Source organism: Marinifilum flexuosum (genome assembly GCF_003610555.1).
Classification (GTDB): Bacteria; Bacteroidota; Bacteroidia; order Bacteroidales; family Marinifilaceae; genus Marinifilum; species Marinifilum flexuosum.
Map to the genome: position 1 here is coordinate 147,806 of NZ_RAPQ01000010.1, position 23,055 is coordinate 170,860.

A 23,055-nucleotide genomic window follows, 5' to 3' on the forward strand; every position below is an offset into this window, starting at 1 on the left:
TATAAAACAAAAAATCCTGCCAATTGGCAGGATTTTTTTTATATCATATACTGTATTTTATCTCTCACTGGATGTTCTTACCAACAAGTCAGCATGAACAACAACTTCTTTCACATCCTTAGCTCCTGGCTTATCTTCCATTTGGTCAAACAAAAGCTTTGCAGCTTCTCGTCCAACTTGCTTAGGATTTTGATCCATAGTCGACATAGATGGCTCCATGTAACGTGAACGACGGCTATTTGAAAATCCTACTACAGCAACTTCTTCCGGAATCTTAAGACCCAATTCTTTTGCCGCAGTCATTGCTCCAATTGCCAATTCATCGTTAATTGCAAAGAAAGCATCTGGTCGGTTCGAACGCTTTAAAAGCTCCAATGAAGCATTCTTAGCATCTTCAACTGTAAAATCACATCTTGAAATTAAAGTTTCATCTATTTCCATCCCCTTCTCTTTCAAAGCCTTTTTGTAACCTCTCATACGGTTTCTACCAAAAAGCATGTACTCAGGACCTGTTAAGAATGCAATTCGCTTGGCTCCTCCTTCAATAAGGTGAGTTACTGCTGCATGAGCTGCTGCTGCATCATCTGCTACAACTTTTGATACCTCAAGTTCTTTTGATGTTCTATCGAAAAGTACCATTGGTACGCCCATATCCTGAATTTTATGAATGTGATCGTATGTACTTGTTGCACGTGATAAAGAAAGGATAATTCCATCCATTCTCATATTAAGAAATCCGTTTACATTCTTCTCTTCTTTTTCCATTTTTTCATTCGAAGAACTCACGAACACCTGGTATCCAAATTCGTCAGCAACCTGCTCAATCCCTTTTACAACCGATGCGTAAAAAGAACTTACAATCTGTGGAACAACAACCCCAATAGTATTCGACTTTTGAGTTTTTAAAGCAACAGCCAACGGGTTTGGTTGGTACTTTAACTCTTTAGCCAATTTCTGAACAGCCTCTCTTGTTTGTAAACTGATTTCAGGATTGTTTTTTAAAGCTCGGGATACAGTTGAAACAGAAATGTTTAATTTTTCTGCAATGTCCTTAATGGTTACAGGTTTATTTGCCATAGTACAAATTTTAATCTTATTTCAATAAATCAGATAAGGTGTCATTAATATAATGACTTTTATCAGTTTATCCAATAACACACAAAGATAGTATAATTTAATTAGGAGATGTATTTGCTTAAGCACTTTTTCACCCAATTTACCTAGGTGTTTTCACTCATTACTCAATATATAATGATGGATTAACACTAATTTAACCTTAGAATTCATTTTCTCCGAAACACCTATTAATCTTGGTTCTCAGAGATTACTTTCAAACCATCCAGCTCACAATAGCACATCTTATGATGAAAACAATCATTATAATACGATCCGCTAACTATTACGAACTGGTAGGAAAATAGATTAACGCATTAAATCTTTAATAAGTTCGAAATGCGATTTAACCCAAACTCCTAAATCTTACTTGATTTGATTACCATCAATTTTTCTCTTGTCATTTCGTGCATTGAATAGGGAATTCCACCAACCCCAATTCCTGAAGCATCTCTTCCTCCAAATGGCATCCAATCCACACGGAATGCAGTATGATCATTAACGGTTACCGTTGCAGCATTGAACTGATTTACCGCATTCAAAGCTTTATCTATATCCGAGGTAAATACTGCCGACTGAAATGCCAATGGCAATGAATTCGATAAATCAATTGCCTCTTGCATGTCTTTATAGCTGTAAACACAAATTACAGGTCCGAACACCTCCAATTGCGATACTTTCGAAGTTTGACAAGCATTCAACAACACCGTTGGTTCATAACAGGTATCGGAAATCTTATTCCCTCCGCATAACAATTTGGCTCCATCAGCTACCGCTTCTTTTACCCACTGGTCAACACGATCAACCTCATAGGTTTCAATTAGTGGCCCCACTTCGGTTTGTGGATCTAATGGATCTCCTACTTTCAAGGTTTTAGCAATATTAACCAACTGTACGCAGAATTGATCCACAACTTTTTCCTGAACAAAAACGCGCTGTACCGATACACAAACCTGGCCTGCATGGTAAAATCCTCCTTTGGCCAAAGCTGGAATCGCCTCCTCCATATTGGCATCCGATTCTACAATAACTGGTGCCGATCCTCCATGCTCCAAGGCACATCGGGTTCCTGCAGCCAATTTCGAACGCAAGCTCCAACCCACCTCAGCAGAACCAATAAAGGACAAATAATTCACTCGCTCATCCTTCACCAAATTCTCTGCATTGGTTCTGTCGCATACCACGACCTCAGCCCAATCGGCTGGCAAACCTGCTTCCTTCATCATATTTACCAATTCGATTGCCGACATTGGTGTGCTTGTAGCAGGTTTAATCAGAACAGGACAACCTACTGCAAAAGCAGGAATTACCTGGTGAACCGCAAGATTCAAAGGGTGATTAAATGCACTAATACTCAAAACCACACCAATGGGTTCGCGCATGGTAAATCCCCAACGGTTTATGGATGCCGCAGTAGTTCCCATAGGGATCTGCTCGCCTTTCATTTGGCCGATGTGCTCAATGGCCAACTGCACCCCATTTATGGCACGAAGTACTTCAACCTTACTATCCTGATAGGGTTTACCTCCCTCGGCAGCGGCAATTTTGGTCAATTCCTCTACACGAGTTTGCATAATGGCTTTGGTTTTCTCCAAAATCGCGATACGCTCATAAGGTTTTAGCCATCTCGATTTATCCTGAAAAAGGGCGTATGCATTTGCTATTTTCTCTTCCACTTGTTGACTGTTGAGCAAAGGAATCTCTTTGATCAAACTGCCATCAAATGGTGAATTTACTTTTATTGTGTTCATAGTGTGTGTTTAAATTTTTGCCAACACAAAATACAAGTTTTTGTCCTGATTAAAGCTCATCATATCAATTTTTAAATGCTTTAATGGCATAAAATCGCTGAAAGAAAGCTTCAAAGCACTACTTTTGTTGTTCTCAAAAATTACACACAGAAATTTCATGAAAAATCTAAATAAGAACCTCAAACATTTACGAATTAGAAAAAGACTATCGCAAAGCAGACTTTCTGCTCGCATAGGAATTGGAGCCTCATCAATCAGCTCTTACGAACAAAGAAGAAGTACCCCCAAAATATCTACACTTTTAAAATATTCCGATTACTTCAACCGCAATTTGGATGAGTTGGTGAAATCGGATATTGAGCAAGCAGAGAGAGAAAAGAAGCAAGACACAAAAGGAGAAAACCTAAGAATTCTTCCGATTTTGGTGGATGAGAAAAACGACGAAATGATTTCCCTGGTTCCCGTTAAAGCTGCAGCCGGATATTTAAATGGCCACTCGGATGCCGAATTCATTAGCGAGCTGCCAAACTTTAGAATGCCCTTTGCCGAGCTATCGGAAAACAAAACCTACCGTGCATTCCAAATTGAGGGAGAAAGTATGCTGCCAGTACCTGCAGGATCGTACATCATTTGCGAGTATTTGCAAGATTGGGAATTGATTAAGGACAACACCAGCCACATTGTGGTGACTACCGACGATGGCATTGTGTACAAACGCGTGGTGAAGGATTTCGACAACAATCAACTGCTTTTGAACTCCGACAACAAAGAATACCTATCCTTCGAGGTAAGCCTGAATCAAGTGGTAGAGGTTTGGAAGGCATTGGGGTATGTGAGCTTTCAATTGCCGTAGTTTCACGAAAATATATTTAACCACAAAGTATACACAAAGGTGTTTCACAAAGAACACGAAGAAATTCAAAAAACATCACAAAATCAATGTTTTCCATTGGCCTACATCAATAAAACATTAAAACTTTGTGACCTTTGTGAAACACCTTTGTGTCCTTGGTGGTTCAAATCGTTTTTTTACCTACATTTGTTCGGATTTATTCATTCTAAATAAGAATAACAATGAACTCAATTGCTTCTGCAAGTAATTACAAGGGCGTACTTTACGCTATGGTCACTGCATTTTTATGGGGTTTTCTTCCCATTTTCCTTAAAGTGGCCCTTAAGGATATCGATCCCATCAGCATTGTGTGGTTCCGATTCTCTTTTGCCTTTTTGGTGCTGTTCATCTACTACCTGATAACGGACCGAAAGCAGTTGAACATCATCAAACGTCCGCCCCTTTTGCTCATTATTGCAGCAATTGGCTTGGGGGTAAACTACATTGGTTTCTTAAAAGGCTTGAATTATACCAGCCCGAGTAATGCACAAATTATTATACAAAGTGGTCCAATAATGCTGGCCTTGGCAGGGGTTCTTTTCTTTAAGGAAAAGCTGAATCTAAAACAAATGGTCGGCTTCGGAATTGCCGGCATTGGTTTGTTCCTGTTCTACCGCACTCAACTGCAAACTTTCATTCACGATACCGATGCTTTTAACCTTGGCTTTTTCTGGGTGGAGCTGGCTGCCGTAACATGGGTACTTTATGCCGTTTTGCAGAAGAAACTGGTGCAGCAACATCCTGCACAGGTGCTGAATATGGTACTGTATGGAATTCCGGCTTTGATTTACACACCTATGGCCGATTTTTCTGCTTTCCAGGGATTGGATTTTAAAACATGGGCCATTGTGGTATTTCTTGGTGTAAACACCTTGGTTGCTTACGGATCTATCGCCCTGGCATTTAAATATACCGAGGCCTACAAGGTGAGCATTATTGTAACGCTTAACCCAATTATTACCCTAATTGCCATGTCGGTTCTTACCTATTTGCAGGTAAGTTGGATACAACCCGAAAGCATGACGCTTTACTCGCTAATTGGTGCAGTATTGGTAATTGGTGGTGCAGTAACTGCGGTGTTTTTCTCGAAAGCGAAGAAGGAAAAAGCGCTTGCTGTACAGAAAGAGGTGGCGAAGTAAGGGTAAAAAGTTAAACCACGAAGGACACGAAGGTGTTTCACAAAGAACGCAATTGACACTGGCAGCTCCTGTGAATTAATAATTCACAGGTTTTGAGTTTGGGATTTTTAATCCTTACAAATCGAATTTAAAATTCTTGACTCCATGAGCCCTGATTACAAATCAGGACTAGCGGGGTCATACTTTCTATGCTCCAATATTTCCCTTTGCTTTATAGAAATAGTCATAATTCATTAGCATTAATCCAAGAAATTTGTAAACAACTAAATCGAAGATAACTAGTCCGTTAGTGATTAAAATATTCTTGATTGAAAAAACTCTTTTCAATTTATCCATCCCAAACAGAATATTCAGTAACTGTGTTGTAATTATCAAATTTGATTGTTAATCGCCCTGTATTTATTCCTCGTTTTGAATATCCCAAATAATACCCAAATTCGATATTTGTTTTAGATTCAGGTTCGCCTAATAATTCTATGATTTGAGTTTTTGTCATTCCCTTTAGTTCGTAATCATTTCTCAAACTATTCATCATATCCCAACGGAGAGACCATTCAGTTTCTGATTCTGTCCAGTTTTTCCATTTTTCAGAATCAAATCGTTTGTGAGTGATATTTCCTCTAATTACAAATCCTATTAGAATTAATACTCCAACTCCTAAAATCCCATATTTAAAAATCTTGCTCAATGTTATTTTTTTATGCCCTACAACGGATGGCGCTATGTAACGTAGGCGCCTTAGTTGATTTATGTTTCAATTTTTATAAAAAGCACAAAACCTTCGAAAACCCGAGACCCGCCTATGTTATATGATCGCTTGTTACCTGCTGGGCTTTATTCATTTTCTTGCCCTTGTCTAATTTGGTCTAGCCATTCTCTATCAATATTTATTATCGAAAAAGGCATTTCAGCATTATTTCTTTGATTAAATACAAATATTTTAGAAAAAAACTCTTGCTTAATATCTAAAGCAACGGCTTTGTCGAGATTGAACTTATTCCAGTGATTGAAAATTCTCTTAGGTACGAAAAAATCAAAATCAGTCCGTTGTGTATTATTTCTTGAATTAAACACAGTAAGTCTCCAGACATTTGGTCTGGTCGAAAACCAATGAATTTCTGCTTTTAGTGGGGAGAAATCACCCAAATCACTTAGAATATTATTTTGTGTAGAATTGCTTTTGAATAAAAAAACCATATCTCCTGTTTCAAGCAATCCAACATATGAATATCGAATTGCTGTATCAGCGGAAGTAACGATAGCTCCAATAATATTGCCCGAATTTAAAAAGAGATGAGCTCTATGATATTTTTCATCTTGAAGTCTCCCTGTTCTATCCTTAAAGAAATCATAAATGTTTTTTATATCATCTTCAATAAAACTATCAATCAGGGCTTGGTCTATATCATTAAAATGCCTAATTGTATTTGGTCCTAAAAACCAACTCAATGAAAGAAGTGGTATTTTATTATTTGTAGCAAATTCTATTGCTGGTTTACTAAACTCGTTGATGGTAGCAACACCAACTTGAAATAAATACCTATTCCTTATTTCTATTGCGTAATCGGCTCTTCGATTATTCTGTCTACCTAACAAACTATCTTCTGTAACAATTTCAAAATCATTAATGTCATTTCTTAATCCCAGAGCATTTCTTACAATAGGTAATCCAACAGTTGCTCCATATGCTTTACATTCAAATATTAATTGAGTTGGATAAGAAAAGGGCATTTGAATTGGAGGGTTCATTATTATATCTGCATCATGTGCAGCACCTTTCCCATTAATATAGAAAAGTCCACCACGTTCAAATGAATACACATCATCAGCAATGACATTTGAAAACCCACAGTTTTTAAGGAGATTTCTTATTATATATTCTAGTAATGCTCCTTTTAAGTTTGATGCTTTCATCTTTTTTTATTTGATTAATCCCTTGTCTGCAAGTTCTTTCCTCGCTTCCGCCGTTAAGATAATACTCATAATATTTACGTTCTTGGAGTCATTATAACCAAGTTCTTTTCTTAATTCTTTGATAAAATTGTCTCCGTCTTTGAACAAATTAAATTTTTCTTGCTTCCCTTCACTTTCAACAAGTTTAGAGTCAAAATCAATGTATTTCTTTATTAGTCTGTCGCTGCCCCAATTCATAAGACCTTTTTTGAATAGAAGCATTTCTTCTTCGGCTTTGCGTGAAAGTCCATTTTGCCCTTTTTTGACTTTGAAAAGCATTTCAAAATATGAATTGTAAAAATGTTCAAACACTTTTTGTTTCTCTTTCAAAATATGCAATTCATATTCTCTCTCTCTTGCTTTCTTATTATTTATACTCACTGTCAAAACTGACGTAAATGCAGCCACAATAATTGCTACAATTCCAAGAATTGAAATCTTAGATTGTAAATCGTCTACGAAGAATATTCCCCAGAATAAAAATCCGAGAAGAAGAAGGAACAGGAATATCATCCAAACTCTAGAAAGTGTATCTTTTATCATTGTGTCTTGTTTTATATTTAGCCTTGCAGGTAACTATTTATTTGTGCACTTGTACGCTCACTTTTAATATCTCAGAGTAAAAAGGTACACAATACATACCCCATAGGTCAGTATTGTGCACCTATTAGTTAATCGCAAACCCAAATCTACAAAATTATAATCAACAAAACCACCCAACTTAAATTCACTTTTTAATTCAATCTAGTTGAACCACTCAAAACCTCCGAATTCACAGAAAAAACAAAAATACCACACCTTAAAGTCTGAATTATTTTTAATAGCCAAACCAACAAAAATGGAATGGAGTAATAATGCCGTGGAAAATGGCTGTAGAAATTCCTAAGGCACGTTCTTTCAGTTTGAATGAAGCTTTTGAACTTAAAAAGCTACGATCTTTGACTTAAAAAAGGCCTTTTTAATCTGTTAGGCAGGTTTTCAATCGAAGAAAATGGGTTTTTAAATTAAAAAGGAGCGTTTTTAGTTTTAGAAAGGTAGTTTTCAATTTAAAATCACCTTTCCAACTCATTTAAAACACCTTTTCAAATTCAAAAAGCACGTTCATTTTTAAAAAAAATGGCTTTTCACCTTCAAAAGGCCTCTTTTATTTTAAAAAACGCTCCTAAAAATTTCCCAATTGGCATTACCAATTCAATATTATCATATTTTATCTTCGAAAGCTGCATTCTCATTCGAAGAATGGGTCTAAAAAATTTTTTAGGGAGCTTCTTTTCGTCAATTCCCCCACAACAAATCCTTCAGCCCAACAAAACATCGAATGTAACTTAATTTTTAATCACAAATCCATCCTTCATCAAGCATTTATCACCTAAAAAAGGTATGACCAATATTTGAAAAGAAATCAAATACCAAAGCTTAATTTCATGCAATTATTTTTTATTGTTTGATTAATCTTTTTTAAATTAGATTCTGTTATTCCCAATCGGATACTCAGTCAAACTAATCAAACACACAGCTTTCGAGTATTGTCAGGGGAAATTTATTTCTAATAAAAATTACTAGTCAAATGGAAAAAGTAAGAGTCCATTATTCATGCGATAGCGCGGAGGTTAGTAATACCACCAGCGCAATTCGATCCAAATTTGCCGAAGAAGATTGGTCGGCAGATTTAATTCTCAGTAAAATTCTTGCAGATATTGCAGTGGAGCATCCAATTCTTGAACAGGCAATTGAAGCAGTTCACGGGAACACTTTAAAAGCCAATGTGAGAGCCGAGGATGAGAAGGCGGGGAAAGATTACATCTGCTTGAAGAATTTTATAAAAGCAAACCTTTCTGTTCCCGAAGCGAACATTAGAGAGGCAGCAGTAGAGGCCTGGAAGCTTCTGGTAAGTCATAATCCAAAGCTTGATCAGCAAAATTATGCCCGTCAGATTGAACTGAGCAACTCATTTATCACCAACCTTAAAAGTCCAACTTTTAAGCCTTTAATTGACTTGCTAATTGGTGTACCTGAAAGAGTGGAAAAATTTACTGCATCCACAGCTTCGCTGGAGGCAGCCTATAAGAAGATGGCTACCACTAAATCGGAAAAGATGGATTTGCCTGCTCCTTCGACACAAAAGAACAAGATTCGCAGCATCATTAACAACAGGTTAATGACCTATTTGGAAGGCGCTGTTGATGCACTTCCTGAAAAATATGAGGCTACTTATAAAGCCATCTGCGAAAGCATCGAAATTAATAACGAAAAAGCCCGCGCTCGCCAAACCTTAAAAGAAAGTCAAAAGGAAAAAGAGCCGGAAGAAGATATTGCATAGGTTTTAGGTTTGTATTATTTATTGTCATGAGAAGCAGCCCTTTGGGGTTGCTTTTTTTATGCAGACTTACCTCACCCCAACCCTCTCCTCAAGGAGCTGGCAGCTGCTGAATTCTTGACATATGATCTGTTTGTTGTTTTCCTTCTTCTCTAGAGCTTGTCCCGACAGGGGGATGAGGGGAAATACATTTGATATTGAATTTCAAAATCACCTCACTCCTTCTCTTGAAATAACTCCTCACCCCAACCCTCTCCTCAAGGAGAGGGAGCTGGCTGCTGCTGAATTCTTGGCATATGGTCTATTGATTGTTTTCCTTCTCCTCGAGGAGAAGGTCCCGACAGGGGGATGAGGGGAAAATCAATCCTCAATCTCCATCTCACGAATCGAATCGGTAATCGGAAGGATCTTCACTTTTTTATCTACCCAAATAAAAATAACATTGTTGGTTTTGCCAATAAGCTTACCGCTAATGGTTTTGTCATCGGTGTAATGAATGGTATATTTTTCCTTCCCGTTTATGGAGGAGCGGAAAAGTCGTCCGTAAAAGTCGGCAGCAAAATACAGGTAGGCAATTAAAGCTATTGTAAAAGTTAGCAGTTTATAGGCTCTGTGCCACGATTTCCTGCTTAATCCGAGAGAAAATAGGTAATACATTCTGGGACATTTTCTCTCCCAATAACTATCAAGCTTAAAAAGCAGGTAAATAAATGTAAGCGAAGCCATGGTAAACAGGATAATAACGTAATCCTGAAAGGGTGCAATCAAGAAATCGAATATATCGGCATACTGAAAAATATTAATGCCAAATTCTGAAAATTTTTGATGCTTAAACAGCATTCCCATTCCTACCAAAAAGAGGTAAAAAATAGTTACAATTGATTGCAGTTCCTTAATAATTAGCTCGTAGGAATCCTTTATTAGTCCTTCCTTTAATTCCATAGTTTGTGTTGTAGAGTAAGGACATGAAAGTAAGAAATTATTGGGAAGAACGCTATACTAATAAATGATAGTACCTCCGTTTTTCCTTATTCAACTCACCTCAATCCTCTCCCGAGGAGAGAAAGCTAGCCGCTGCTGAATTCTTAGCATATGGTCTATTGATTGTTTTCCTTCTCCTAGAGGAGAAGGTCCCGACAGGGGGATGAGGTGTTTAATCTTGGCCTTGAGGGCCTTCCTCCCGATCCCCAAAAATAACATCACATAATCACCCTACACATGATCCCGAGGCTCAACATGAATGGTAGCCGCAAATCCATATTTTCTTTTGATTTCCTTCTCGATTTCGGTGGAAATATCGTGCCCGGTTTTTATGGACATATCGTGTGGCAGCTTGATATGGAAGGTAACCTCGGTATGGTCGCCATAAGAGTGGACGTGAAAATGATGCGGATTGATGGCATGTGGATAGATCTCCTCGCAAGTTTTCTTCAAGTCGTCTAATAGTTTCTGATCGGGACTTTCCCCCAATATGGAATGAATGGAATCTCTAATGATTTCGTAGGCCGCATAGCCAATCATAAAGGCAACAATCATCCCCAGTGCACCATCAACCCACCAGAAATATTTCCCAACAAAAATACCCGCCAAAATCACAAATGAGGATATGGCATCGCTACGATGGTGCCACCCATCGGCCTTTAGCACTTTCGAATTGGTTTTGCGAGCACCGTAAAAGGCAAACTGCGCAAGGGCTTCCTTCACCACAATGGAAATAATCATTACCACAATGGCAATGGTTCCAAACTGCGACGATTCACCATCTCTTAACGTATGATAGGATTCTATTACAAAGTCGAAAGCAACCAGCAGCAGCAGAATCCCAATGATAAAGGCACTAATTAAATCGGCCCTGCCGTGTCCGAAAGGATGATCTTCGTCGGCTGGTTTTTTAGAAATTTTTGCTCCTATCAATACAATAACAGAGCTTAAACTATCAGACAAGGTATGCCAGGCATCGGCAATAATGGCAATGGATCCTGTAACCAATCCGGCCCAATATTTCAAAATAAAGAGTACAATATTTCCTGCAATGGATAGCCAACCTTCCGTTTCGGCCCAATTCGATTTATTTAACTCAAATTTTTTCATACGATCTGATAGTCAAAGCATCTAAAATAATGATTTTATATCATTTATTATTCGATCTAATTAAGGTAAAATGCCGTCCCTATCAAAATAGGGATTAATTAAAATACTAATCAAGGCTTAAAATAGCTGTACCGATTAGACAATATTGATTTTTTTCACCTTTTCAAATTGAGTTTTTCCCTCCTAGGGAAAATCCCGACAGGGAAAAGGGTGAAATAATCAAAATACACCCTTCTGGCTGTCGCCATCTTCCCTGAAAGGGAAGAACTCCTAAATAGATCTCCCCTATTACTTTTTATACTATATTTTCAACATTAAATACCAATCGGGATTAGACTAAATTCCCCTCTACTTTCATCAATTGTGAATCTGCCAATTTGCTTTTCTTTTTCTTATCGATATAAAAATCGATTCTTCCCAAAGCAATTCCGGCCCAACCAACCTGGTTGATAATTACCTCTTCCCCATCCAGGTTTTTCACTCGTTCTGGTTTTTCCAATAAGGTATGAGAGTGACCGCCTAGAATTACATCAACACCACGGGTTTGCTTGGCAAATTCCATATCGCAATCTTCACCAATATTGCTGGTGTGTCCCATGTGCGAAAGACAAACTACCAAATCGCAATTGTTCTCCTCTTTCAGGATTCGAACCATATCCTTAGCCACATCCACCGGATCGATATAGGTAATGGTTTCGCGATTGTGAGGTTCTACATAGCCTGTAAGATCAACACCAAGACCAAAAACACCAATCTTAAGTTCTCCCTTTTCGAAGATCTGGTATGGAGGAATTTTGCCTTCCAAATCGGTACCGCTAAAATCGTAATTGGCATTTAGCAAAGGAAAATTACGATTCTTTATTTGCGAGGTAATCCCCTTAATACCATTGTCGAACTCGTGGTTTCCAATATTACCGGCATCGTAACCAATTTTCGACATCAATTTGTATTCTGCTTCCCCTTTAAAGAAGTTAAAATATGGCGTTCCCTGATAAACATCGCCACAATCCAATAGTAAGACATGCTCCTCTTCTCTTCTTACCTTTTTCACCAAAGCATTTAGTCGGGCAAAACCTCCCAATCCACCATATTTTGGATCTTTTTTTGGAAATGGTTCAATGCGCGAATGCAAATCGTTTGTATGCAATAAGGTAATTTTATGCTTGCTGTTCGAAGCTGCAAAAAGTGATTTGGTAAACAATCCACTACTTATAAATGCCCCGGTTAAACCCAATTTCGTAATAAATTCTCTTCTATTCCACATTGTAAATCCTCCCATCTAGTTTAGCCGATACTTTTTCTCCTTTTTTGTGCTTCTTGCTCATGTGTTTAATGATTTCCGAACGCAACAATCGGTGCATGTGTCGAAATGTTTTGCGTTTTTCGAAGGCAGTAAATCCGCCACCACCATTTACCAGGTAGTCAACACTCATTACATGATATATTTTCGTAGGCTCAATTGGCTTTCCATCCACAAGAATGTTTACCGCTTTTCTGTCTTTAATGCCCATTTTTGCTCCACTTATGCCTTCGCCACCAAAGTAAGCAACGCGTTGAAACAATTCTATCAGCTGTTTTCCTTCCATTCCAACAATTACCAACTTGTTTTTAAAAGGCAACATCTCGTATACCCTTCCGGTAGATATTTCTCCCTTCGATAGTGAAGTTCTAATTCCTCCCATATTCAACAAAGCCACATCAACCCCATGCTTTAATTGCTTCTCTTTGCAAAAATCGTTACCAATTTCGAACATGGCATCGGCAAGGTAGTTGGATAGTAAACCTTCTGGCTTACCTGTTACCATATCCATTTCGGCCACCGAAATAATGGTATTCATTTCCCCATCCAACTGGTGTTTATACAGATTGATCAGGTTGGTTAAGCTGGTATCCTTTGCTGATATCTGATCCAGATCAGCATTAATGGTGTAATGTGATTCTACCTTATTGGTAGTTTGCTTCGAACTGCCCACACAGGAACTTAAGCCTGCAGCAATCAAAACAATAAAGAGTGATTTGATTAAATTTCTTCTCATGTTAAAAATAAAATACACTTTAGTCTTTTATTGACCGGTAAAATTATAAATATTCAATTATCATCTGCAAATAATCGACAATATCAGTTCACATTTAATACTACAATTGGTATAATACTCCCTTTACATGATGTCATGCAAGAATGGTATTAAATATCAATCAGAATAAATATCCTCTGATACATTTATAATACCGATTATTAATTAATATGCGCCATTTGTTCGTTTTACTCCAAATGACTAACTAATTATATATCGGCATTTCAATTTAATATTTCACAGTTTCGCCAAGGCTCACTCTGAAATTTAAATGGTATAAAATGGTTTATTGTGGTATGATTTTCAATAAAAATCAATTGAATTGACCTGATTAAAAATCAATTGTAAGCTGCATAGGTTCCGATTCGTCTATTCTGTTCGATACAGATAATCCAATGAGACGAATGCTTGTTTTCAGCTGTTCCTGATCCAAGAGCTCTTCTGCAAGTTTTTGAATCATTTCTTCACCTTCAAGCACCTGCAAAAGCGTTCTGCTTCTCGTTTCCTGCTCGAAGTTACTATATTTTAACTTCAAAGTTAAGGTTCTGCCTCTAAATCCACTTTTTTCCAATCTGCGAACCAATGATTCTGTCGTTTTCTTCAGGTCTTTTTTAATCTCCTGTGTATCGATTAAATCATTTCGATAGGTATGTTCGGTTCCAACCGATTTCCTGATTCGATTTGGATTTACAGGTCTGTCGTCAATCCCCCTGGCAATATTGTAATAATAGGCTCCATTCTTTCCAAACAATCTGCTCAAATCCAAAAGACTTCTCTCTTTTAAATCTTTTCCCCTAAAAATTCCAAGTTTGTGCATTTTATCTGCTGTAACCTTACCAACTCCATAAAATTTGTCAATTTGCAAATCGTTGATAAAACTCTCGATATTCTTGGGAGGAATCACAAACAATCCATCGGGCTTGTTTACATCCGAAGCAATTTTAGCCAGGAATTTATTTACCGATATCCCAGCAGAAGCGGTCAAATCAGTCTCTTCTTTAATGCGAGCCTTTATCTCCTGTGCAATTAATGTAGCCGAAGGCAGATTCTTCTTGTTATGGGTAACATCTAAAAACGCCTCATCGATAGAAAGCGGTTCAACCAAATCGGTATACTCGTAAAAAATGCTCATAATTTGATTGGAAACCTCCTTGTAACGATCGTGACGGCCGCGAACAAAAATCAAGTGTGGACAGCGCTTTTTTGCAATTTTCGAAGGCATTGCAGAGCGAACTCCAAATCTACGTGCTTCGTAACTTGCAGCTGCAACAACTCCCCTATCTCCATCACCTCCAACGGCTATGGGCTTATTGCGCAATTCAGGATTATCCCTTTGCTCCACCGAAGCAAAAAAGGCATCCATATCAATGTGAATTATCTTTCGAATCTCGTCCATATTTCCACTGCAAATATTTGAATAATCATGAGGCAATCAAAAAATAATCGCTGCCATTTTTGTAATTTTACGCCCTATTTAAAAGCAATTCGAGAAAGTGAATAAAATCAAAGATCTTACCTCAGGAAATATATTTATACAAATTGTAAAGTTGGCAATTCCAATTATTGCCACTTCGTTTGTGCAAATGGCCTATAACATGACGGATATGGCCTGGCTGGGGCATGTAGGAAAGGAAACGGTTAGTGCAGTTGGAATGGCTCTTTACCTGGTTTGGTTCGGTTCTTCATTGATGTACATTACCAAAATTGGAGCCGAAGTTGGGATCTCTCAATCTATTGGAAGAAAGAATTTTGATGATGCAAGATCATTTGTAAAGAATGCGTTTAGTTTGTCTTTGCTGATTTCAACTGCATTTGCTGCCATTGTATGGTTTTTTGCCCATCCAATTATTAGCACCTTCAATATCGAAAGTGATTTTGTAAATCAAACAGCTGTTGACTATTTAAGGTTTGTTGCATTTGGAATGCCATTTACCTTTTCGAATATAAGCATCTCGGGGATTTACAATGGAATTGGAAATACAAGAACACCTTTCATTGTCAATACAATTGGATTGATCATGAACATCGTTCTCGATCCGATTTTGATATTTGGCTGGGGCGATATTCCGGCTATGGGAGCCAAAGGTGCTGCCATTGCTACAGTTGGTTCTCAGTTCACAGTGTTTATAATATTCATTTACAACCTGTACATCAGGCAAAATCCATTATCCATTAAAAACTACATTGGCAAATTGCAGCGTCAATACTTGCAACCGATTTTTAAAGTTGGAGGGCCTGTGGCACTACAGTCGGTTTGTTTTGCTTTTCTAGCAATGATTTTGGCTAGAGTTCTAAACGACATCGTTGAAGGTGATGAAGGCCCCTTTGCCGTGCAAGCTATTGGGGGACAAATTGAAGCCCTATCCTGGATGACAGCCTTGGGTTTTTCAACAGCTTTAGGAACATTCACTGGTCAGAATTTTGGTGCGGGCAAATGGGATCGAATCCAAAAAGGTTTTTTTTATACACTGGGAATTGCTGCTTTTATTGGAGTTATTAGTACAGTTCTTTTCTTCTTTTTTGGAGAAACTATTTTTGGCTTATTCATGAATCAAAAAGATGAAAAAGTGATTCAAATGGGAGTTGTTTATTTAATTATTTTAAGTTACTCTCAAATCTTTATGTGCATTGAAATCACCGCAACAGGAGCTTTCAATGGAATAGGGAAAGCTGTTCCCCCTGCAATTGTTGGCATATCGGGGAATATTTTACGTATACCTTTAGCATTCTTTTTAAGTTATACCTTAATAGATTTCCTACCCGAATTTAATCAGTACATATCTTCTGATACCATTATAGCTACAGGAGTTTGGTGGGGATTAACTTTATCAAGCATTTTGAAAGGAAGTATATTGTTCTTATGGTTTTTACTACTACTGTACAAACATCCTGAAAACAAGCATCCATTACCTTTTCAAAAATTTTGGATTCGACTTTTACCAAGCAGATTACGTCAAACATCAATTGTAATTAACCCGTTAAAAGATGAAAAATTAAACGGATGAAAAAATTAAAAAGGGAGCTTAAAGTAACTGAGGATGGTTCTCATACATTCTACATGCCCGATTTGGATGAGCATTATCACTCTACCCATGGGGCCAGGCAGGAATCTATGCATATTTTCCTGAACGCAGGATTTCATTTCTCACTGCAGGATCCATTACACATTCTGGAAATTGGTTTTGGAACGGGATTAAATTGTTTTTTAACGGTTAAGGAAACAGAAAAGCTTAATAGAAAGGTAATTTACCATTCCATTGAACTTTATCCCTTGGAAAAAGAATTGGTTCAGGATCTGAATTATGCTGATCCATCGGATGAAGCATCTTGCGAAATGTTTCAAAGGCTGCATTCCTGCGAGTGGAATACCGATATTCAAATCAATGAAAATTTTACATTGCGCAAACTGCAAGGAGATTTAATTGAATACATGTTTTCATCAAAATATGATTTGGTTTACTTCGATGCATTTGCACCAGATGTACAACCAGATTTATGGAGCCAAGATGTATTTGAAAAAATCTATCATGCATCTAATTCAGAAGCCATATTGACGACCTATTGTACCAAGGGAATTGTAAAAAGAGCCTTACGTGCTGCCGGTTTTCAGGTAAAAAGATTACCAGGACCTCCGGGTAAAAGACAAATGTTACGTGCCACTCGCATAGATGATTTTGACTCGACAAAAGCAAGTGAACAACTGTAAAAAAAACTTAAATTCATGTGCAGTTTCGCATATGTGAAGGAAAAGCCTTACCTTAGTCGATCTTTATGATCATATTAATCATAAATTAAACAAGAAAATAACAAATAATTATATAAAATGAAGTACACAGAAGAACAAGATAAGGTATCTTATTGCCTTGGATTAAGCATCGCAAGCAACCTAATTACATCAGGAGTAAAAACCATTAGCACTGAGCCATTCATGGAAGCACTTGATGCTGCGTTCAATGGTAAAATGCCAGAACTTTCTCCAGAAGAAGCAAACCAAATCCTTCAAGAATTCTTTACCAAAGTTCAGGAAGAACAAGCTGGTGCTGCAATCGAAGCTGGAAAAAAATTCTTAGCTGAAAATGCTAAAAAAGAAGGTGTAACTGCTCTTGAAAGTGGTCTTCAGTATGAAATCATTACAGAAGGTAATGGTGATTTACCAAAAGGTACTGATAGCGTAAAATGTCACTACCATGGTACTTTGATTGATGGAACAGTTTTCGATAGCTCTGTTAACAGAGGTGAGCCTGCTACATTCCCAGTGAATGGTGTAATTGCAGGATGGGTTGAAGCTCTTCAATTAATGCCTGTTGGATCGAAATGGAAATTATATGTTCCTTCTGATTTGGCTTACGGTGCTCAAGGTGCTGGTAACTTAATCGGTCCTCACACAACTCTTATTTTTGAAGTTGAGTTGTTAGAAATCGTATAATAATAAACCAAAATAGAACGCAAAATGAAACTAAAAGCATTGTCTCTTGCACTTGGATTAGGTGCTATGACCCTTGTTTCTTGTAACCAAAACGGGAATAAGGATGTTGCCTTAAATAATCAAATTGATTCTGTTAGTTACGCTATTGGTATTAACTTCGGAACAAACCTTAAGAAAAGCAATATCACTGAATTTAACGAAGCAGCTATTCTTGCTGGTATTTATGATGTGATTGATGAAGATTCTTTGAAAATTGAATTGCGTGAAAGTGGATCTGTAATCAATACTTACATGAGAGATCTTCAGGCAAAAGTTGGTGAAGAAAATATCGCTAAAGGTGAAAAATTCTTATCTGAGAATGCTAAAAAAGAAGGTGTTATAACTACAGCTAGCGGCTTACAATACAGAGTAATTTCAGAAGGAACTGGTGAAAAACCATTGGCTACTGATCAAGTAAAAGTTCACTACCGTGGAACAACTATCGACGGTAAAGAGTTTGATTCTTCTTACAAAGCTAACAAGCCTGCTACTTTTGCTGCAAACCGCGTAATTAAAGGTTGGACTGAAGCACTTCAGTTGATGCCTGTTGGTTCTAAGTACGAATTGTTCATTCCTGCTAAATTGGCTTATGGTCCTCGTGGTGCAGGTGGAGCTATTGGTCCAAACGAAACTTTGATTTTCGAAGTTGAACTTTTGGAAATTTTAACGCCAGCAGAACCTAAAAAATAATTGACCTGTAGTTTCAGGACGATACATTAAAAACAGAACCCCTTTTGATGAAAATCGAAAGGGGTTTTTTGACTCTTATACCATTTAAATATTAAAGTGCGCAGGTATAATGCCGATACATATTCAATCCCGAAGTTCGGGATTAGAAGTGAAACGCTCTAAAGACTTATTTTGAATAGTAATCGGTATCAACGATTTCTAGAAAAACTTGACTTACATTTCCGCCTGCGGATTCATATCGCAGGTTGACAATTTTTTAAGCCCATATCTTTTTTTTAGATTTGCATACTTTTGCAACTACCAAGACGATGTTGTAAATTTAAAATCTTGTTTTCACCTTTTGAAAACTAATAAAACTGTATAATAACCAATAAAATAAATAGTCATGTACGCTGAAATTCATACCGAAAAAGGAGTGATGAAAGTAGAATTCTACGAAAAAGACGCTCCAAAAACTGTTGAAAATTTTGTAAACCTATCGGAATCCGGATTTTACGACGGACTAAATTTCCACCGTGTAATTCCTAGCTTTGTTATTCAAGGTGGTTGCCCTGATGGAACTGGTGCTGGCGGACCAGGTTATTCAATCGACTGTGAATTGGATGGAGACAACCAATATCACGACAGAGGAGTTCTTTCTATGGCACACGCTGGTAGAAACACAGGTGGATCGCAGTTTTTCATTTGCCACAACCGCGACAACACTTCTCACTTAGACAGAAACCATACTTGTTTTGGTAAAGTTGTTGAAGGTCTTGATGTGATTGATGACATCCGTGCTGGCGACAAAATCGAAAAAGTTGTAATCATTAAAGAGTAATTCCTAAAAGATAATTAGATACAGATGAATTTTGAAATCAACGGAAAAGTAATCGTTAAAGATGACACTCAACAAATTAGCGATCGCTTTAAAAAAAGAGAGTTTGTAATTGAAGTAGAAAATGAAAGAAATTCTGAATGGAACGATTTCATTAAATTCCAATTAACTCAAGACAGATGTGACCTTTTGGAACCAATTTCTTTGAATGAAGAAATTAAAGTTTCTTTTAACATTCGCGGTCGCAAATGGGAAAAAGATGGAAGAGTAAACTACTTCTCTAATTTGGAAGCTTGGAGAATTGAAAAAGTACAAGCTGAAGCAGCAATTCCAGAAATGCCAGAATTTACTGCAGATGATGTACCACCTGCTCCAGAAGAGGACGATCTTCCTTTTTAATTGAAAATATACAAACCCATTCCAATCGGAATGGGTTTTTTATTGTCTTTTCATTGTGCAATTGTTATTGTATAAAAAAAACTGCCCTTCGCATGAAGAGCAGCTTATCGTCAAAAAAATTATTGAAAAACCGGTTGGCACCGGCTGTGTTTGAACTTATCTAAAGTGAATATATTTATTCATAATTTTATCAAAGGCTGCCAAAGAAGCCATAGCAACTACAACAATGTAAACAATTACAGGAACCTTCGACAAGCTAACAAAAACTCCATTCAACAATTGATTAATTGGCGTTAAAAATAATTTATCCAGTTGTGTAAAAAATGGATGCTCCAAATCACTAACCAAAGTTCTTACATCGGTTCCCAGTAATATTATTGCCAATACTACTATTAAGCCAATAATTCCTAACCATTGCTTTCTTGATCTTGTTTGTTTTACTTCAATTGGCTTTGCCAACCAATCTTGCATCACATCATCCATTACCTTGTTGGTAAAACTCTCTGATGGTTCTTCCAACTCCACATCCTTCATTAATTTTTTAATGAATTCGTCTTTATAGATATCTTCTTGCTTGTTCATGGTTTTCTTGTTTCAAAGATCTATAATATTGTTTTTAGCTCTCCGTGTAAAATTGTTTCCAATTGCGAATACAATTTTTTTCGCGCACGATGCAGCTTTACTTTCACGTTTGACTGGCTTAATCCGGTAACTTCACAAACTTCTTCTACCGAATTTTCTTCCAGATAAAATAGAGTTAATAATGTCCTGTCTTCAGCATTCATTTGTTGCAAAGCCTTCGTTAGGTACTTTTTCCTTTCATCTGAACGAAGTTCTTGCAATGCCGATTGAGTCGATTTAATATTTACAGATGCTGAATAATCTTCATCAATCGAGCTTACATCAAGCTTTTTTTTTCTCAATCTAGATATTGCTGTATTGTAGATGATTCTATACACCCAAGTTGAAAATTTGGCATCTCCTTTATAGGTATCCAGTGCTTGATAAGCCTTCAAGAAAGCATCTTGAGCAACCTCTTCGGCATCTTCTCTACTTCCCATTAACTGCAAAGCCACATTAAAAGCCATTTTCTTGTATTTATCAACAAGAACAGCATATGCACCAGGATCACCTTCCTTTATTTTCGCAATATAATAGCTATCTCTTTTCAATGCCATATTAAATCAAACTTTCAACTCTCAACAAAATCTCATCAATTAAAAAGACAGTTCTTTGTCGAAAAATGTTGCTTCAAAATCAAAATTTAAACTTTTTATTGAATCATCTGTAACTTAGACGCACAAGTATTCGGTTCGGTTACAGACTAAAGAAAATAAGTTCAACATTTCTTTTTTCACACTCAACACATGCAAGTTAAGCTAATGATTTTCATCTAAATAATTTATCACGTTAAAACTTTCTTAAAATATTTTGTAACCGATTTAAAAAAGGTGGCGTCATAAAGTTGAAAGCAAAAATCAATAAGCGATTTTAGTTTATAAATAATGAATTAATTTAAAGTTTAACCTTAAATCACATAATATGGATATCACAGGTGTAGTAGCAATAATTTCAGTATTTGGATGTGTTCCACTAATCATTTTTTTAGTACACAGACATAAAGAAAGAAAAGCATTAATCGAAAAAGGAATGGATATTAGTTTATTGCAAGGAGAAAAAAAGTGTAGCACACTTGAAAGTTTAAAGTATGGAATTTTATTGATTGGATTGGCAGCAGGAATCCTTGTTGGTAACATTCTTGATGCCTACACAAGATTAAACGAAGAAGTTTCTTACTTTTCAATGATCTTCTTATTTGGTGGATTGGCTCTGTTAATTTTTTACAGCATAGCTAAAAAACAACAAGAAACTGAATAGTTTGAAATAATTTACCCCAAACAAAAAAATGCGCCTCAATTCGAAGCGCATTTTTTTTATATGTTTTTACACAAACTAGAATCTTGTCTTTCGTAATTCTAAAATTATTTCCCAATATGGAATAGAATCACTTTTTCGGCTGCTCTTTCACAAACAGGACAAAAGTGCTTCTCATTGTTCGATTTCATTTTACAATCTTGAACTGGCGAATAAATTCCCTTAGACATATAGCCTCCTCCTTCATACACTCCCAATGTTTTTTCATATTCAGGTGTTCGTGGTGTTGGTACTGGTGTTGACTCATCCAACATATCTTTCCATTTCGAGTTAAAATCAACCATAGTTGTGATGTTTGGTTCCCATGGCTCAACCTCCAGGTTGTAAAAGCCATCGTAAGCAACCTTTGAGTTGTAATACTCATCTCCCAAGCCAACAAATCCATGTCCAAATTCATGGCTTGATACTTCATAGCTTAACTGGTGATCTGCCGAGCAACTTGAATAATAATTGTAGAAGCCACCTCCTCCATAACGATCGGTATTAATCAACACAAAAATTTGATCGTAAGGTACATTTGCACTAATATCATGTAGTACTTTAATATCAAAAGTTGTTAAGTATCGAGGTACATCGAAGGTATAAAATGTAGTATTTACCGCTGTATTCTTATAAATATTCTCTCCCGGAACATCAGTTCCTGATTCTTCCGATGCAGATTCCAAGGCATAAATATTGAAGTTTTCTGCATACTTATCAAAGGGAGGAACATCCAATAGGTAACCTGCAACTCTTTTTACATCAGCCCTAAATTTTTCCATTTCTTCAAGTGTATACCCTTCAGCAATAAAAGCGATATCCACACTTTTATCAGGACTTCCCTTCCCCATAAGCTTTGTATAAGGAACTACCATTGGCTTTTCTCTGCCAATAAAATAATTCTTAGGATCAATGGTATACTCCCAAATTTGCTCCATGCTTCCATCCCATTTTCTTGACTCCAACACAAAACGAGCAGCATTTTTAGGATATGGCATCACATTCACCTGGTAAAATGCTTTTTTTAATTCCTTTGCTTCTTCCGTAGTTTGCCATTCCTGGAAAAGAGAATTAAAGCCTTTAGAATAAATCAATTCTCCTGATTCAGCATCATACAATTTGAATCTAAACGTTCCATATCCAAACTTGTCTATCAAATTTACGGTACTTCCTCCCCAATGAGGTTCCTCTTTTAACTCCTTTAAAAATACGGTTTGAGAATTTGCATCACCTCCCATCAAATAATCAATTCGAAGGGTTTTATTTTCGAAGTATTTTTCAAATTTATTTTGTGCATTGCAAAAAGTACTTAATGCAATAAACATCAGAACTAGTAATGGTTTTAGGTTCATTTTACGATTGTTTAAGTTGAAGTGATAAAAATACGAATAATTAACAGATGGGTATAAGTCACCAATTACAAGATTTTTAATAATAAA

The 23,055-nt window shown here is 36.8% G+C and carries 24 protein-coding genes; 11 read left to right on the plus strand and 13 right to left on the minus strand.

Annotated features, from left to right (window positions below; all coding sequences use genetic code 11):
* Positions 1-57 precede the first annotated feature (57 nt).
* Together BXY64_RS13880 and BXY64_RS13885 are read right to left on the minus strand one after the other, a co-directional pair.
* A complete protein-coding gene (locus BXY64_RS13880) occupies positions 58-1,077 on the minus strand; it encodes a LacI family DNA-binding transcriptional regulator (protein WP_120240609.1) in 1,020 nt (339 codons plus the stop codon).
* Between the two features lie 395 nt (positions 1,078-1,472).
* Positions 1,473-2,864, minus strand: a complete 1,392-nt coding sequence (locus BXY64_RS13885; protein WP_120240610.1) for an aldehyde dehydrogenase family protein — start codon at positions 2,862-2,864, stop codon at positions 1,473-1,475.
* Positions 2,865-3,021: 157 nt separating this feature from the next.
* Between BXY64_RS13885 and BXY64_RS13890 the strand changes: the two genes are divergently transcribed.
* Both BXY64_RS13890 and BXY64_RS13895 read left to right on the plus strand, forming a co-directional pair.
* On the plus strand, positions 3,022-3,717 hold the full coding sequence (locus tag BXY64_RS13890) for an XRE family transcriptional regulator (protein WP_110360550.1): 696 nt from the start codon (positions 3,022-3,024) through the stop codon (positions 3,715-3,717).
* A gap of 221 nt (positions 3,718-3,938) precedes the next feature.
* Positions 3,939-4,895, plus strand: coding sequence for a DMT family transporter (locus tag BXY64_RS13895; protein ID WP_120240611.1), 957 nt, complete (start codon positions 3,939-3,941; stop codon positions 4,893-4,895).
* Between the two features lie 328 nt (positions 4,896-5,223).
* Here BXY64_RS13895 and BXY64_RS13900 read toward each other — a convergent pair whose 3' ends face one another.
* From BXY64_RS13900 to BXY64_RS13910, 3 genes are all read right to left on the minus strand, one after another.
* Positions 5,224-5,583, minus strand: coding sequence for a hypothetical protein (locus tag BXY64_RS13900; protein WP_211334504.1), 360 nt, complete (start codon positions 5,581-5,583; stop codon positions 5,224-5,226).
* A 146-nt stretch (positions 5,584-5,729) separates the two neighbouring features.
* The gene (locus tag BXY64_RS13905) at positions 5,730-6,809 is read right to left on the minus strand and encodes a PDDEXK family nuclease (RefSeq protein WP_120240613.1); all 1,080 of its coding nucleotides are present in this window, start codon (positions 6,807-6,809) and stop codon (positions 5,730-5,732) included.
* A gap of 6 nt (positions 6,810-6,815) precedes the next feature.
* Positions 6,816-7,391 (minus strand): hypothetical protein, encoded by a 576-nt coding sequence (locus tag BXY64_RS13910; RefSeq protein ID WP_120240614.1) that lies wholly within the window; start codon positions 7,389-7,391, stop codon positions 6,816-6,818.
* A gap of 1,024 nt (positions 7,392-8,415) precedes the next feature.
* Here BXY64_RS13910 and BXY64_RS13915 point away from each other — a divergent pair.
* Positions 8,416-9,168: a DUF6261 family protein gene (locus BXY64_RS13915; protein WP_120240615.1), complete on the plus strand. Its 753-nt coding sequence runs from the start codon at positions 8,416-8,418 to the stop codon at positions 9,166-9,168.
* 121 nt (positions 9,169-9,289) lie between these two features.
* The gene (locus tag BXY64_RS21230) at positions 9,290-9,517 is read left to right on the plus strand and encodes a hypothetical protein (protein WP_147375998.1); all 228 of its coding nucleotides are present in this window, start codon (positions 9,290-9,292) and stop codon (positions 9,515-9,517) included.
* An 8-nt stretch (positions 9,518-9,525) separates the two neighbouring features.
* On the opposite strand, the gene BXY64_RS21460 is transcribed toward BXY64_RS21230, so the two are convergent.
* The 5 genes from BXY64_RS21460 to dinB all read right to left on the minus strand — a co-directional run bounded on the left by BXY64_RS21460 (position 9,526) and on the right by dinB (position 14,727).
* On the minus strand, positions 9,526-10,107 hold the full coding sequence (locus BXY64_RS21460; protein WP_211334505.1) for a hypothetical protein: 582 nt from the start codon (positions 10,105-10,107) through the stop codon (positions 9,526-9,528).
* Positions 10,108-10,377: 270 nt separating this feature from the next.
* The gene (locus BXY64_RS13925) at positions 10,378-11,256 is read right to left on the minus strand and encodes a cation diffusion facilitator family transporter (RefSeq protein ID WP_120240616.1); all 879 of its coding nucleotides are present in this window, start codon (positions 11,254-11,256) and stop codon (positions 10,378-10,380) included.
* A 331-nt stretch (positions 11,257-11,587) separates the two neighbouring features.
* Complete coding sequence (locus tag BXY64_RS13930; protein WP_211334506.1) at positions 11,588-12,535, minus strand: bifunctional metallophosphatase/5'-nucleotidase; 948 nt, start codon at positions 12,533-12,535, stop codon at positions 11,588-11,590.
* Positions 12,510-13,292 (minus strand): 5'-nucleotidase C-terminal domain-containing protein, encoded by a 783-nt coding sequence (locus BXY64_RS13935; RefSeq protein ID WP_120240618.1) that lies wholly within the window; start codon positions 13,290-13,292, stop codon positions 12,510-12,512. Before BXY64_RS13935 ends, BXY64_RS13930 begins: the two co-directional genes overlap by 26 nt.
* Before the next feature lie 370 nt (positions 13,293-13,662).
* Positions 13,663-14,727 carry a DNA polymerase IV gene (dinB, locus tag BXY64_RS13940; protein ID WP_120240619.1) on the minus strand — a complete coding sequence of 355 codons (1,065 nt, stop codon included), beginning with the start codon at positions 14,725-14,727 and terminating at the stop codon, positions 13,663-13,665.
* A 97-nt stretch (positions 14,728-14,824) separates the two neighbouring features.
* On the opposite strand from dinB, the gene BXY64_RS13945 reads away from it, so the two are divergent.
* The 6 genes from BXY64_RS13945 (at position 14,825) to BXY64_RS13970 (ending at position 19,702) form a co-directional block, all read left to right on the plus strand.
* Positions 14,825-16,336 (plus strand): MATE family efflux transporter, encoded by a 1,512-nt coding sequence (locus BXY64_RS13945; protein WP_120240620.1) that lies wholly within the window; start codon positions 14,825-14,827, stop codon positions 16,334-16,336.
* Positions 16,333-17,037 (plus strand): tRNA (5-methylaminomethyl-2-thiouridine)(34)-methyltransferase MnmD, encoded by a 705-nt coding sequence (mnmD, locus tag BXY64_RS13950; protein WP_120240621.1) that lies wholly within the window; start codon positions 16,333-16,335, stop codon positions 17,035-17,037. The genes BXY64_RS13945 and mnmD overlap by 4 nt, the downstream gene beginning before the upstream one ends.
* A 117-nt stretch (positions 17,038-17,154) precedes the next feature.
* Entirely contained in the window at positions 17,155-17,757 is a 603-nt protein-coding gene (locus tag BXY64_RS13955) for an FKBP-type peptidyl-prolyl cis-trans isomerase (RefSeq protein ID WP_120240622.1), read from the plus strand.
* Positions 17,758-17,781: 24 nt separating this feature from the next.
* Entirely contained in the window at positions 17,782-18,486 is a 705-nt protein-coding gene (locus BXY64_RS21550) for an FKBP-type peptidyl-prolyl cis-trans isomerase (protein WP_120240623.1), read from the plus strand.
* Between the two features lie 385 nt (positions 18,487-18,871).
* Positions 18,872-19,306, plus strand: a complete 435-nt coding sequence (locus BXY64_RS13965; RefSeq protein ID WP_120240624.1) for a peptidylprolyl isomerase — start codon at positions 18,872-18,874, stop codon at positions 19,304-19,306.
* A gap of 24 nt (positions 19,307-19,330) precedes the next feature.
* The gene (locus tag BXY64_RS13970) at positions 19,331-19,702 is read left to right on the plus strand and encodes a DUF3127 domain-containing protein (RefSeq protein ID WP_110360567.1); all 372 of its coding nucleotides are present in this window, start codon (positions 19,331-19,333) and stop codon (positions 19,700-19,702) included.
* A 156-nt stretch (positions 19,703-19,858) separates the two neighbouring features.
* On the opposite strand, the gene BXY64_RS13975 is transcribed toward BXY64_RS13970, so the two are convergent.
* Positions 19,859-20,284 carry a hypothetical protein gene (locus BXY64_RS13975; RefSeq protein WP_120240625.1) on the minus strand — a complete coding sequence of 142 codons (426 nt, stop codon included), beginning with the start codon at positions 20,282-20,284 and terminating at the stop codon, positions 19,859-19,861.
* A gap of 20 nt (positions 20,285-20,304) precedes the next feature.
* Positions 20,305-20,880, minus strand: a complete 576-nt coding sequence (locus BXY64_RS13980; protein ID WP_120240626.1) for an RNA polymerase sigma factor — start codon at positions 20,878-20,880, stop codon at positions 20,305-20,307.
* 364 nt (positions 20,881-21,244) lie between these two features.
* On the opposite strand from BXY64_RS13980, the gene BXY64_RS13985 reads away from it, so the two are divergent.
* Positions 21,245-21,580 carry a DUF6249 domain-containing protein gene (locus BXY64_RS13985; protein WP_120240627.1) on the plus strand — a complete coding sequence of 112 codons (336 nt, stop codon included), beginning with the start codon at positions 21,245-21,247 and terminating at the stop codon, positions 21,578-21,580.
* A gap of 104 nt (positions 21,581-21,684) precedes the next feature.
* Here BXY64_RS13985 and BXY64_RS13990 read toward each other — a convergent pair whose 3' ends face one another.
* Positions 21,685-22,968, minus strand: coding sequence for a M64 family metallopeptidase (locus tag BXY64_RS13990; RefSeq protein ID WP_120240628.1), 1,284 nt, complete (start codon positions 22,966-22,968; stop codon positions 21,685-21,687).
* Between the last annotated feature and the right edge of the window lie 87 nt (positions 22,969-23,055).

Bases quoted from the DNA above. Each gene is read 5' to 3' on its own strand.
- BXY64_RS13880 (WP_120240609.1), bottom strand. From the start codon at position 1,077: ATGGCAAATAAACCTGTAACCATTAAGGACATTGCAGAAAAATTAAAC.
- BXY64_RS13885 (WP_120240610.1), bottom strand. From the start codon at position 2,864: ATGAACACAATAAAAGTAAATTCACCATTTGATGGCAGTTTGATCAAA.
- BXY64_RS13890 (WP_110360550.1), top strand. From the start codon at position 3,022: ATGAAAAATCTAAATAAGAACCTCAAACATTTACGAATTAGAAAAAGA.
- BXY64_RS13895 (WP_120240611.1), top strand. From the start codon at position 3,939: ATGAACTCAATTGCTTCTGCAAGTAATTACAAGGGCGTACTTTACGCT.
- BXY64_RS13905 (WP_120240613.1), bottom strand. From the start codon at position 6,809: ATGAAAGCATCAAACTTAAAAGGAGCATTACTAGAATATATAATAAGA.
- BXY64_RS13910 (WP_120240614.1), bottom strand. From the start codon at position 7,391: ATGATAAAAGATACACTTTCTAGAGTTTGGATGATATTCCTGTTCCTT.
- BXY64_RS13915 (WP_120240615.1), top strand. From the start codon at position 8,416: ATGGAAAAAGTAAGAGTCCATTATTCATGCGATAGCGCGGAGGTTAGT.
- BXY64_RS21230 (WP_147375998.1), top strand. From the start codon at position 9,290: ATGATCTGTTTGTTGTTTTCCTTCTTCTCTAGAGCTTGTCCCGACAGG.
- BXY64_RS21460 (WP_211334505.1), bottom strand. From the start codon at position 10,107: ATGGAATTAAAGGAAGGACTAATAAAGGATTCCTACGAGCTAATTATT.
- BXY64_RS13925 (WP_120240616.1), bottom strand. From the start codon at position 11,256: ATGAAAAAATTTGAGTTAAATAAATCGAATTGGGCCGAAACGGAAGGT.
- BXY64_RS13930 (WP_211334506.1), bottom strand. From the start codon at position 12,535: ATGGGAGGATTTACAATGTGGAATAGAAGAGAATTTATTACGAAATTG.
- BXY64_RS13935 (WP_120240618.1), bottom strand. From the start codon at position 13,292: ATGAGAAGAAATTTAATCAAATCACTCTTTATTGTTTTGATTGCTGCA.
- dinB (WP_120240619.1), bottom strand. From the start codon at position 14,727: ATGGACGAGATTCGAAAGATAATTCACATTGATATGGATGCCTTTTTT.
- mnmD (WP_120240621.1), top strand. From the start codon at position 16,333: ATGAAAAAATTAAAAAGGGAGCTTAAAGTAACTGAGGATGGTTCTCAT.
- BXY64_RS13955 (WP_120240622.1), top strand. From the start codon at position 17,155: ATGAAGTACACAGAAGAACAAGATAAGGTATCTTATTGCCTTGGATTA.
- BXY64_RS21550 (WP_120240623.1), top strand. From the start codon at position 17,782: ATGAAACTAAAAGCATTGTCTCTTGCACTTGGATTAGGTGCTATGACC.
- BXY64_RS13965 (WP_120240624.1), top strand. From the start codon at position 18,872: ATGTACGCTGAAATTCATACCGAAAAAGGAGTGATGAAAGTAGAATTC.
- BXY64_RS13970 (WP_110360567.1), top strand. From the start codon at position 19,331: ATGAATTTTGAAATCAACGGAAAAGTAATCGTTAAAGATGACACTCAA.
- BXY64_RS13975 (WP_120240625.1), bottom strand. From the start codon at position 20,284: ATGAACAAGCAAGAAGATATCTATAAAGACGAATTCATTAAAAAATTA.
- BXY64_RS13980 (WP_120240626.1), bottom strand. From the start codon at position 20,880: ATGGCATTGAAAAGAGATAGCTATTATATTGCGAAAATAAAGGAAGGT.
- BXY64_RS13985 (WP_120240627.1), top strand. From the start codon at position 21,245: ATGGATATCACAGGTGTAGTAGCAATAATTTCAGTATTTGGATGTGTT.
- BXY64_RS13990 (WP_120240628.1), bottom strand. From the start codon at position 22,968: ATGAACCTAAAACCATTACTAGTTCTGATGTTTATTGCATTAAGTACT.